The organism is Lysinibacillus sp. NPDC086135 (assembly GCF_044746345.1).
In the GTDB taxonomy this organism is placed as follows: domain Bacteria; phylum Bacillota; class Bacilli; order Bacillales_A; family Planococcaceae; genus Lysinibacillus.
Window position 1 is genome coordinate 18,815 of record NZ_JBIVCA010000002.1, and the last position, 12,611, is coordinate 31,425.

Genomic DNA, 12,611 nt, shown 5'->3' on the forward strand with positions numbered 1-12,611 from the left:
GTTTCATCTCAATTCCCCTTTTTCCTTTTTTACCCGATATGTAAAATTATGTATCGTTCTCCGTGAGACTGATTGAGATTTAATTATGTATGTAGTTATCTAACCATAATCACTCTCACAAAGTATTTATGATATTTTTAAAAACTAATATGTATGTATTATTTTATTGAGCCTTTTTGTACTCTAAATATTTAACTTGAATTGTATGGCTGCTACAACCATATCTATCTGCTAAATAATTATACGTATCATGCTTACTGCCGTGTTTCGCCTTGTCAATTAAAATAAAATCATTATATAATGCTTGCATCTTATCATCCGATAATCGTTTGGGCTTCGTTTTGCGTCCTTCTAAATTCTTACTTTGCGGAATGACATGTAAGTTACCCCATGAATTGTCAAATCGTTTGCGATTTTTATGATCAATAACTAAATTCATTCCTTTAAATAATTTTCTGAAATCGAATCCTTCAAGTGCAGCATAGATCATCAAAGAGTGTACACTTGCGACTTTACGTGACTTATCATCTTTTTGTAGATTCACATAACAATAATTACGTTTATTCGGCTTGGGATCTAAGTAAATTTCTCTATCACAATCATAGATACGACCATTTTTTAAATCGAATTTGTATCTACTCATCCCATCTACCGTTTTTAACTCTTCTACATCTAAACCTTCCATAATTTCCTCAAAAATACTTACCATTATAAATTCCACCTTTTTTTAAATTTGCTAGAGCCTCTCATCTCTAAGTGTCCTTACTGTGATTTATATATTATTTATTATTAATATAGTTAACTATTTTAGTTTCCATATCTTGACTAATTTGCACGTTTGGCTTATTGAACCATTGACTTATCCAACTGCTACTGCATTTACAGATTTCAGCTAGTTCCTTCGCCTTTACGCCACGTAATCTCATTTGCTTATATAATTCACATCTTGCTTCAAAATCCATTTCTACTTTTTCACCTACTTTTCTTCATTTATGTTATTGCTATTTATATTAATTTTGTGTTATAGTAAATTTGATAAACTATATTCACTTCGTTTAAAAATTAAGTTTAAAAAATATCCCTCTATTACCTTTATAAAAAAGGTTAGGACTGCTACCCCTAAACGTAGTCAAGTAACAGTCCCAAAAGGAGGAATTTATTAAAGAGGAATGGAAGGAATACATTACCCCTTCCATTTACCTATCTATTAATTTAGTAATAACGTTGACATATCAATGTTTGTATGGTATCTAATTAAAAAAGTTCTACTTTTTGTGCATAAAAATATTAATGAAATTATTTGGAGATGATAGATAAACTGCATTAAGTACTTTAATTACATTATTTTCAATAGATTTCTTACAAAAAGCATGATATAAAATAGCGAAAATTGTTACAGGCTTGATTGTTCGTTTATTCATTTTAGTTTGCAACTCATGTGATTCTTCTACTATTGCTTTCGCAAACTGCTCTCTTTCTTTTTCAGTCGCTTTACTCATTTGAGCATGGTAAGCTGAAACATTAAAACTATAATCATTTACAGCATCAATAATTTCCTGTTCCTGTTTATCATTCGCTTTCTTAATTTCAAATATTTCACCATTCTTATCACACTTCATTACTAAATCCCAAATATCAATTATTTCATCTACTTTCAATTCTTTACCACGTTTGACTTTAATATTAAATTCTTCCCCTAATTCTTCTTTGATTTGTTTTTCAGCTATAGTAAAGATTCCATAGACATAATCCATTCCAGTTTTATAGTATGTACGATTATTTTTTGAAGACATAAACATTGGATATGATTTTTTCTCAACTTTTTCAATCTTCTTGAGTTTTAGACTATCTTTGACGATATTATTCAAACGATCCAATTCTTTTACAATATTGATCTTATAGCTTTTCTTTGCCAAATCGATCGAAATCGTGCTGGCTACAGAGATAATCTCAACAACTTCCTTCATCTTTTTAACTAAATCAGTATCATTATTTCGAATAGCATCGTACATGATACTTTGTGCAGCCTGTCCAACGTTTACAATTCTACCTATTACATCTGATGCAATTGCCTTATCAACTTTACTTCTATTTAAATCTGTCAACTCATATGTATTTGATGTTGCTTCTACACCATTCAAACAAACTTTAGCTTTATTCTCTCTAGCTATGTCAACAATAGTTTTTTCATTTGTAAATAACGCACTGTCGCTATCGTAATCGCAACTTGAGAGCAAATCTTGAATCGGAAACTCTATCGCATTAACTGCTACGATATTTTTCGTAAAATTAAAGTATGTATCAATTAAATCATTTTGTTTGTTGGTGCTGTATAGTAGATTATTGCTCGATGTATGTGGATTTCGAAACCCTGCTAATTCCTCCTCATCATCGAATAACTTTGTATAAACTTCATTTTTATGTAATGTCTTTGACTCTAAATTATGTTTGTTAAATGGTTTAACACTATGTAAAAGCATTTCATATGGATTACCAACTAGGACACAGTAATCTCCTGTAATCCGCAACTTACCCTTTTTAATATGTTTGACATATTCACTAATTTCGTTAATTTTAAAATCATTGAAAAACTCTGTCTTAGCAATATCAGAATTACGTCTATATAAATCAGCCATCATCTTATTAGCATTTGTCAATGTAGCGTTCTTTTCAAGATGAGCAACAAATTCATCATCGTTATTTTTTAAACCATTTATGTATTCAACTTCAAATTTACTCAATTGCTCTGCATTATGTCTATTTAGAGGTAGACTATTAATCATCTGGTAACTCGTTTGCTGCAATGGCATTCCATTAAACGATCCTAGTTTTGTTTTAGATTCACTTTTACAAATACCAAATTGACATTTTTCCTCTTTTGATAAGACAAGATTTTTCCAATCCTCATAAATCTGCTCGTCTCCACCAACTAATTCACTAAACTTAAATATTTTTAATGAAGAAGGTGTAACTATACAATGTACATTTTTAACCATCATTTCATTACCTAACATATCTTTGATAGTTGCAGTCTGATATTCATCCTTATATGTATCTTTCATAAATTCTTGGATATTTGTATTGAATAGGCAGGATTTAAAGAAATGCTGTCTTGTAAGGATCATCCCTTTATTTTTATATTCATCTGTAAAATAAGAAGATTCGAGTAAGCCTTGACCATCGAATAGGCTGTTTATGATTGTCTGATCCTCCTTTAATCTTGATTGTAAGATTTCTCTACCATCTTTATTTACCTTTTCAATTACATTTGCATCTTGTTTGAATACACTATCAATATCGTTAATCAATAGGATATTTTTAGGATTGATTTTAATTGTATCTTTTATTGATGATGTGACAAGTGCCTCATATGCTGATAACGCTGCTAAATCAATCTTTGCATCTTTAGGAATAGATAAATTCATTCTCGACCACTCGACCATCTTTTTAGCTAAACCTTCGCGAATGAATAAACACTCTCCAGTTCTGGCTTTTGCGCTTGATCGCTTATATACTATGTAATGTACATCTTCACCTTTATAATTCTTGATTGTAAAGCCATTTTCATATAGATCATCCCTTAATTGGGCAAGTGTCAATGACTTATTCCATACTTTCGATTGTAATTCCGCAACACCTTTTAACTGCTTTATTCGTGATTCATTTTTACTTTCCATTTTTAAAATTTCATCATCATGATTTTTATTAATCAAATTTGCTAACTGTACATCGTCTCCAGCCGATTCAATTCGTTTATCTCGTTCAGCTACTTTTTTAGCAATTAGCTCTTTATACTTATTATTGATTTTTTTGATAACACCATTTACATTTTCAACTTTGCTACTAAGTTTAATGTTAATGACATCATCACTATAGAACTTATTAATACCTTTTAATGTACGACTATCAAGTTCGGAAGTTGATTTATTTTCAGGTTTCCGTTTTACTTTACCTTTTTCATCTTTAACGGTAGTAATACGCTTTGCAAATTCGTCTAAACCTTCTTTACGTAGCTTAATTAATTCAAGTGAGTAAGGTATAAACCCATTATATTCACCTTGTAATTCTGTTCCTCTATTCATATGCTCCCATATACGTGCTGCTTCGATAGATTGAATGTAAACTCCATTATTGTTATTTTTACTCAATATAAATTCCTCCATTTTCTTTTTTGTTTTATGTATTTTTTCATTTAATATGGTAAAGAGTAGTCAACACTTTTAAGATTGTAAGTATCACTACAATTAGCTTTCAGCAAATTGAGTTCTACTAACAACTAAAAACTATTGCCTTCGCCTTATTCAATTTCCCAATGCGCCCTATCCGGTTACATAGTAAAATTGAAACGTCGGATTTGTTTTTTATGTATTATGTAACTTTATAATCGTGACAAAAAGTGTAATTTTCTATATATAAGGGAAAGTGTATAATTTGTCACTCTTTATGTACTGAATAAATTATTAATTCCAATTAAAGTTATTTTCAATTTCCCACCATCTAATTTTATTAGTACGTTTTGGTATAATTATGTATGGTAGCTTTCTATCTTGTAAATTTCCATTCAGTGTATTTATTCCTACCGTTCTTGACTTTAAACCTTCTTTTTTAAAAATCTCCTTTAATTCCTTTTGTTCATCCTTATAGAATTTTCTATCTAAATTAGCCTCTAAATACTCAACTAAATTCAGTTCCTTTTGTTCCTGCTTAACTGATTCATAATTAAGTACTTGTCCATATCCAATTCCTAGTTTATTCATCATAAATTTTTTGTATCCCATCCCTTTAAGTAAGCGACTCTCAAACGTTTTATTATGTATTGGATTTCCGATTTCCTGATATAACTTTTTAGCCTCTGTATTTTTAGTGTGTTTCGAGCAAAAGAATAAAGCTTCCTTCTTAAACTCATTGTAAATCTCTAGCGCATAATCCATGCTGCCACTAAAAAAGATAATTTTATCTTCTGTATTATGTAATTTGTCTTGAATGATTTCTTTTGCATCTTGCTTATTATTATAGAGGTAAAATTTATCAACGTAGCTATAGGACTTCGGTATATGATAGTAATTATCTTCAGCTACATGACCTTCTTCTATAAATTGATTAAAGATACCGGTAGCTGTCGCACTCATGTAAATCTTTTTAGATTGATGATTGTAAATCCAATCAAATGATAAATCTGTATATCGATTATAAATTTCTGTTACGTGGTGAAATTCATCTAAACAAATCCAATCATAATCTGTAGTAAACACATTTGAAGTCATTATATTATTACGTATAGATTGCTCAATGTACTGATAAGTTGTTACATCTACATTAAATGCAAATGTTTCTTCCACTTCATCCGTTGTTTGATTTTTTAATGCATCACGATTACAGACAAATAAAATCTTCTTTCCTTCCATCATTGATATTGTTGCTATTTTATGGATGATTATATGCGTCTTTCCTGTAGCTGTACCTCCATCTAAAATTACGTTACCGTTCCATCCTTCGATTTCCTTGTCACTGATCACCCATTTGTAACTCAGCATCTGTTAATTGAAGATTTCCCTTTGCATCTAAAAACTCTCGTTCGTTTTCTTCTTCATCAAATTGAACTATGCTTGTAATATTTGACCATACAATTTCAATGTCAGCAGTACGACCTGACTGCGATACAAGTTGTGTTTTTTCTTTTAGGAAGTCATTGAAGTAGACCATTAGCTCAGTAGGACTAATACCTTCAGCTAGAAATTCCAGATTCATTTTTACATAATTTTTTTGATTCGACATTTTAATATCCCCTTTTCATGTGTTATTTGATTTTAATTACTTCCCCAGTACTACTGTATCTAAATACCTCTTTATTACAAAAGCCGACAACGAGACACTGCCTAGCTCTATCTATATCTATATCTATGATGTGCGTTAATTGATATTTACCAGTATGATCATCAATAGATTGATGATATGAGTTTATTTGCAATAAAAATTTACACTGTAAATCTGTTAGTATTGTTAGTACTTGCATATACTACTACCACACTTCCTCCCACTTTAAATAGTAATGATTAATACGATAGCCAGTAAATTAGCCAACAATATTAAAAATTGATGCCAGTAGTCTAAAACCTGTATTTCCTCGTCTGCCACATCAGGCAGATAGTTGAAGTATCTGATTATTGCGATTAGTAATTTTAAGTTATCACCTCTTGTGCTTTATTTTTTATAAACATGAGTTAAAACATCCATTAATTATATTGACATTTTTTAAAACTAGATTTAAAATTAAGGCATAGTTAAATAAGACTTTTAAAAAGCCTTAAATCAACATCAACCGTTCCCCAACGATAGAATGTTTTTAAATCTGTTATATTTTTTATTGCCTTTTTTAGCTAAATAAATAACTTAACTACAGTATATTAAAACTAGTTTTAAAAGTCAAACCTATTTTAAAAATTATTTTAACTAAATTTGTGCAGACGATAGGAGACATTATTATGACAGCATTTGACATATTAAAAAAACTTTGTGATGAACAAGGTATATCTGTAAATACATTAGAGGAAAGAATTGAATTAAGTAAAAATACCCTCTACTCTTGGAAGAAAAACACTCCAAAAGGAAGTAACCTTGTTAAAGTTGCAGATTATTTTAATGTCAGTACTGATTATTTACTAGGACGAACTGATAAAAAATATTTAGACTTAACCAACAATTCTGAAAGTTATCTTGATAACAAACTACAACAGATAATCAGCGGATTAAAAGACGAGGAAAAAGAATTTCTACTTGTAACATTAGAAAACACTCTACATTTAGCGAAAAGTTTAGCAAAAAAATGATTGTATATCTAAATGACTTGGATTAGCTTTTATAGCTAGTCCTTTTTTGTACTATTTAAATCTAAGTTGATAATATTAAAAAAAAAAGCGCAAACCAATTAAATGGCTGCGCCCTAAGATCATTTATTTAACTCAATTATTTTTAACACTATGTTTAATATACCAAAAATCAAAAAACATATAAAAGTAGCAATAGAAAGAAAAATGTTTAGCATTTCCATTTTACTCACCTCTTTACCAAGAATTATTGAATAGCTCCTTAGTAAAGTGGCTTGAAAATGCTGTTTAAAAATACGCATGAACTAGCAAACACTTTACTCCGAAGAGTAATAATAAATGTGTTTGGCTGGTCTCCTGGCTTGCTATATCAGCATTTACAGTTGCGTAAACAGCGTCGGCTTTAAGAATAAAGATTAATCTACTCCGACTTCCCATTTAAATCTACTTAAAAGTAGTACCTATTGTTAATATTATCTATTCAATTACTATAATAATAAATTATTAATGTCAAATTATCCATAATAATAGACATTAGTTTTATAAAATCTTTAATTCAACAAACTACTATTCATTCGACGTGTTATTTTTTCAAAGTCGCTCATACTTTTATATGATTGAATGTTGATAGTATCTGAAATAGTTCTTCTAATCTCATAAATGTACTTAAATATTGTTTCTATTAATTTATCTGGGTACTCATTATCTTTCTGAAGTTGTTTCTGAAGATAATCATAAAAATTATTTCCCTTATTATTATAGTGAAGCATATTTCTTAATACTTTCATCTCATCTCCAAATGTATTTTCATATTCAGCAAGCAAATAATCCAAACTATTCAAATTGAGGTCAATCCAATATTTTTGGAGTTCGACTCTATCCCTCATATCCAATAGATTCCTCATTGTTTCAAATAACTTAATGGAGGTTAATCGTAATAAAATGTATTTATCTAAATTAAATTTAGGTGATTGATATTCCAGATGATTTTCTAGCCAAGTACAGGTAGTTAGTTCATTTTGAATAAGAAGAAGTCTTGTTAAAAGTACATTATAAATTATATCTTCGGTGTAAAACCTTTTATCCCAAACATCTTTAAGTACATACTCTTTCTCACTAATATTTTTAAATGGTTTAGAGTCTAAATGTATCGGTTGATTTATCAAAGCTAAAATTTCTTGTATCAATAAAGCAATAGTAGTATCAAAGTTTGTGTGTTCGTTACTATCATTTATATTAAACAAAGTATTTAAATAAGGCGTATTAGCGAAAACAAAAGTCGGGAATAAAGTACTGCTAGCAAATGTATCATTATCTATATAGAATCCCAAGTTATCTATATCATCTCCAAAAATTTTTTTATGCCCATCTAGGAGATTATTGAAAATTTCCCTATTTTGAAAACCTTGATTTGTCTTTACTTTATGACGTACTTCTTCTATTATTCCTATTTGGGGTATATCAGTGAGTATAACTCCATCTTCTTTTAAAACTTTGTTAGTTTCATCTAGTACTACACAAATATCACGAAAGATAGAGAATACAGGCGCTGAGCCAAAATTTAGAGAATAATGTCCTACTAACATTATTTTTTTTAATCCATGTAAATCGTGATTTATAGTTATTAAATAGTCCCTCAATATCTTTTTCCTCCATATAAAAACACATAAATGACTCTTTAGTTCAGTGAATTTTACTCATTAATTTTATATATCTCGTATGTACTTTTAGATTCCGATATTCGTTTAATTACCCTGAATACTCTATCTTCAGTTGAAAACACTGTTATAGAATCAGTCAAAAAGTATTCTAATCTTAGCTTTTCTGTAATCTCATTCTTTTCTAATAAGTTGCTTAAGTTAGCATTTTCTTCAATAAAGATGTAATCAACAGATTTAGTATCTGGTTTTAATGAATATAATAATAAAAATGAAATCCCTATCATTGCTATTAAATACTCTGTTAGGCTAGTTAATACCGTTTCTACGTTAGCAATATACCCATAAGCAAGCATTGTTAGAGAAAGAAGCAAGAATGCTAATGTCATATAAATTTTTGTTTTAACATTTAATTTATAAATAAAAGAAAGTTTAGCAAGGAGGATTCTTACCCAATTTAACCATCTAAGGTTAACACTTTTTATAAAGATAAACTCCAAAAAAGATACTAAATAACGAAGGATTATGCCTACAGTAGCTAAGAAGAATAGAACGTATATTAATTTCAAAAACGCAGGAAATATTACTGCTTCATATGCTAATAAGAATGCTAACGCACAATAAACTGGAATGATAATCAGAAATACACTTATATTTTTTTTAAATTTGATCACTGCAAATTTATCTCTTGATAATAATCTCATATCAAACGAGTCATAAGATAATGAAGTAACCAAGGATAGAATAAGACTCATTATACTAACACCAAATACTGCAGTTAAAATAGGCACTAAACTCCCAAAATTCTCAATAATATCTTTCATCATAATTCTCCAATTTTTTTAAGTAATTACTCCTATATAATACCACAAGAAATAATTCCTATTAAATGAATTATTATGGAAATCCGTGATGTTTTCATTGACATTCTGTTAAGGGCTAGATACACAATGAAGCCGAAATAAGGAAAACGGCTTGGTGCAAAAGTGGCTGCCTACGTTAGCGACTCAAAAAAAAGAATCAGCTAACATAGACAGCTGATTCTCATGATGAAACTAGACCTTTGCATTTTACTTTTTTTGAAGTAAAATAAAGGCAATAATCGATCATATTTAGTTGTATTGGTGTATAGCTAATTGAGTGTTGAGAGTCAGCTACCGCAAATAGCTCGCTCTCTTTTTTATTGTTGTCAATACATCATAAATATTTACGTAAAGTATCAGCCACCTCATCGGCATCCATTTCGATGTATCTCCTTGTTACCTCATATGAAGAATGACCAAGCGCCTTTGAAATAATTGCCAACGGTACTTTTTTACGTACCAAGTTAGTCGCATATAATCTACGTATTTTGTGTGGTGAAATTGAAAGTCCATATTTTTTAGAGTAAGCGTTTATACGTTTTGAAATAGCATTGTTATGGGAATAGTCATTCAATATTGGCTTTCCACTTTTCGTAATAAAAACATAATCATTTTTCTCTTTATAACGTTTCCTAACCTCATGATTTTGCCTAATTAACCGATCAAGCAACATTAATAATTCATCTTCTAACGGAATCTTCAGTACCTGCCCATTTTTCATGATGTCACCAGATAGAACCAACATTTTTTCATTAAAATCTATATGTTCCTCTTTTAGGCTTGTTAAAGTGTGAATACGTATGCCTGTCCTATATAGTAGAAGTAAAACTGTTACGTCTCGCCAGCCAAGCCATGTGGTAGTGTCGATCACCGATAGTAATATTTCTAATTCTTTTTCATCTGCTGCCTTTTTTACTTTTTTATCTACTTTAATTTTAACGTCCTTCCAAAATTTATTACCTTTAATCCAACCATTCTCATAAAACCTAGTTAAAATTGCCGATACAAACCTAAATCTATTAGCTTGAGTCGTCTTATCTAAATGATTGAGTGATTCCATCCAATTCATGAATCCATCTTTATTAATATCATCCACCGTCTCAATATTTAAAAACTCTACAAATTTTTGCATCGTCTGGTTATAAGTCAACAAAGTTTTATGTCTTAGTCCTTGTAATTGCATTTGTCGATTTACTATTTCAAGTGCTTGATCGATTAGGATTGAATCGGATTTACGTTTGGCGGTATTATCTCCCGATTGCTTAGGTTGTAAGCTAGGCTTAAAAACAACATCATTCATTCTCAATTCTTTTACTTTTCTAGACATTTTGCATCTTCCTTTCAATGAAATATTAAAAGGTAATAAATTAAGGATAAATCAATTACATTTACTTACCTGTTCTTTACCATAAAAATGTTTAAGGTACTTTGTTACTGATCCTTATTTCTACATCGTTCTATTCCCCCACCCTCCTATTCCACTCAAACACCTGACAAGCCATAAACGCAAACGTTGATTTAATAATGTTTATAGACTATGGTACATATTTCATGATATACTAGTGCCATTGTGAAAAAAGGAGGAACTTGCATGATTCAAGTAAGTAATGTAGGTCTTCGCTATGGCGATCGTAAACTATTTGAAGACGTAAATATAAAATTCACACCGGGGAATTGCTACGGTTTAATCGGAGCAAATGGTGCTGGTAAATCAACATTTTTAAAAATTCTTTCTGGTGAAATTGAAGCACAAGAAGGTCACGTATCGATGGGTAAGGACGAACGTTTATCAGTTCTTAAACAAAACCACTTTGAATACGATGAATTTAATGTATTAGATACAGTTGTTATGGGGAACAAACGTCTTTGGGAAGTAAAATCTGAAAAAGACGCTATCTACGCAAAAGAAGACTTTTCTGATGAGGATGGCATGCGTGCTGCTGAATTAGAGGGTGAATTCGCTGACCTAAATGGTTGGGAAGCTGACTCAGAAGCAGCAACATTATTAAACGGATTAGGGATTGGCGACGAGCTTCACTATATGCTAATGGCTGACCTTGAAGGTTCTGACAAAGTCAAAGTATTGTTAGCACAAGCTCTATTTGGTAAGCCAGACGTTCTATTACTAGATGAGCCTACCAACCACCTTGACTTAAAAGCAATCCAATGGTTAGAAGAATTCTTAATTAACTTTGAAAATACGGTTATTGTCGTATCCCATGACCGTCACTTCTTAAACAAAGTATGTACACATATTGCTGACCTTGATTTCTCTAAAATCCAATTATATGTTGGTAACTATGACTTCTGGTATGAGTCTAGCCAACTAGCACAAAAAATGATGGCAGACCAAAACAAGAAGAAAGAAGAAAAGATTAAAGAGCTACAAGCATTCGTTGCTCGTTTCTCTGCGAACGCTTCAAAATCAAGCCAAGCAACTTCTCGTAAGAAAATGTTGGATAAAATCGAGCTAGACGACATTAAACCTTCTAGCCGAAAATATCCGTTCATCAACTTCCAAACTGGACGTGAAATCGGTAATGATGTGTTAACGGTGGAAGGCCTTACAGCAAGCAATGAAGGCGAAACACTATTTAAAGATATTCGCTTTTCAATGAACAAAGAGGATAAAATCATTTTACTTGGTAATCCAATGGCAAAAACGGCTCTTCTTGATATTCTAATGGACGAAAGAAAAGCAGATGCTGGTACATTCAAATGGGGCGTAACAACCTCTCAAAGCTACTTTGAAAATGATCACGATAAATACTTCGAAGGCTCAGAGAAATCATTAGTGGAATGGTTACGCCAATATTCTCCTGATGATGAAACAGAAAGCTTCTTACGTGGCTTCTTAGGTCGTATGCTATTCTCTGGTGAAGAAGTGAAAAAATCTCCTTCCGTTTTATCAGGAGGCGAAAAAGTTCGTTGTATGCTATCAAAAATGATGCTTGCAACAGCAAACGTTATTTTACTGGATGAGCCAACGAACCACCTTGACCTTGAGTCAATCCAAGCATTAAACGAAGGACTTATGCGCTTCAAAGGTGCAATGCTCTTCACATCTCATGACCATCAGTTCATCCAAACTATTGCTAACCGTGTCATCGAAATCCGTGAAGACGGTACAATTTTAGATAAACTATTAACTTATGATGAATTCCTAGAGTGGAAAGATAGCCAAGGCTTAAACTAATGAACAAAACAGGGTCCTCCTATTCAAAAAGGAGAACCCTGTTTTTTTATACATTTATTTACTTAATTTT

The 12,611-nt window shown here is 30.8% G+C and carries 9 protein-coding genes and 1 riboswitch; of the genes, 2 read left to right on the forward strand and 7 right to left on the reverse strand.

Features of this window, described 5'->3' with window-relative positions; all coding sequences use genetic code 11:
* Nucleotides 1-163 precede the first annotated feature (163 nt).
* From ACIPKN_RS02950 to ACIPKN_RS02965, 4 genes are all read right to left on the reverse strand, one after another.
* Nucleotides 164-709 carry a hypothetical protein gene (locus tag ACIPKN_RS02950; RefSeq protein WP_400933252.1) on the reverse strand — a complete coding sequence of 182 codons (546 nt, stop codon included), beginning with the start codon at nucleotides 707-709 and terminating at the stop codon, nucleotides 164-166.
* Between the two features lie 556 nt (nucleotides 710-1,265).
* Nucleotides 1,266-4,148: a hypothetical protein gene (locus ACIPKN_RS02955; RefSeq protein WP_400933254.1), complete on the reverse strand. Its 2,883-nt coding sequence runs from the start codon at nucleotides 4,146-4,148 to the stop codon at nucleotides 1,266-1,268.
* 312 nt (nucleotides 4,149-4,460) lie between these two features.
* Entirely contained in the window at nucleotides 4,461-5,516 is a 1,056-nt protein-coding gene (locus ACIPKN_RS02960; RefSeq protein WP_400933256.1) for a DEAD/DEAH box helicase family protein, read from the reverse strand.
* Entirely contained in the window at nucleotides 5,506-5,775 is a 270-nt protein-coding gene (locus ACIPKN_RS02965) for a hypothetical protein (RefSeq protein WP_400933258.1), read from the reverse strand. The genes ACIPKN_RS02960 and ACIPKN_RS02965 overlap by 11 nt, the downstream gene beginning before the upstream one ends.
* A 707-nt stretch (nucleotides 5,776-6,482) precedes the next feature.
* Here ACIPKN_RS02965 and ACIPKN_RS02970 point away from each other — a divergent pair.
* A complete protein-coding gene (locus tag ACIPKN_RS02970; RefSeq protein ID WP_400933260.1) occupies nucleotides 6,483-6,827 on the forward strand; it encodes a helix-turn-helix domain-containing protein in 345 nt (114 codons plus the stop codon).
* A 327-nt stretch (nucleotides 6,828-7,154) separates the two neighbouring features.
* Nucleotides 7,155-7,299, reverse strand: a riboswitch (cobalamin riboswitch).
* Between the two features lie 76 nt (nucleotides 7,300-7,375).
* Here the strand turns inward: ACIPKN_RS02970 and ACIPKN_RS02975 are convergent.
* The 3 genes from ACIPKN_RS02975 to ACIPKN_RS02985 form a co-directional block, all read right to left on the reverse strand.
* The gene (locus ACIPKN_RS02975; RefSeq protein WP_400933262.1) at nucleotides 7,376-8,464 is read right to left on the reverse strand and encodes a hypothetical protein; all 1,089 of its coding nucleotides are present in this window, start codon (nucleotides 8,462-8,464) and stop codon (nucleotides 7,376-7,378) included.
* Nucleotides 8,465-8,517: 53 nt separating this feature from the next.
* Complete coding sequence (locus ACIPKN_RS02980) at nucleotides 8,518-9,309, reverse strand: hypothetical protein (RefSeq protein ID WP_400933264.1); 792 nt, start codon at nucleotides 9,307-9,309, stop codon at nucleotides 8,518-8,520.
* A gap of 370 nt (nucleotides 9,310-9,679) precedes the next feature.
* A complete protein-coding gene (locus tag ACIPKN_RS02985; protein ID WP_400933266.1) occupies nucleotides 9,680-10,672 on the reverse strand; it encodes a tyrosine-type recombinase/integrase in 993 nt (330 codons plus the stop codon).
* A 264-nt stretch (nucleotides 10,673-10,936) separates the two neighbouring features.
* On the opposite strand from ACIPKN_RS02985, the gene ACIPKN_RS02990 reads away from it, so the two are divergent.
* Nucleotides 10,937-12,541: an ABC-F family ATP-binding cassette domain-containing protein gene (locus ACIPKN_RS02990; protein WP_100541926.1), complete on the forward strand. Its 1,605-nt coding sequence runs from the start codon at nucleotides 10,937-10,939 to the stop codon at nucleotides 12,539-12,541.
* Nucleotides 12,542-12,611: the final 70 nt, after the last annotated feature.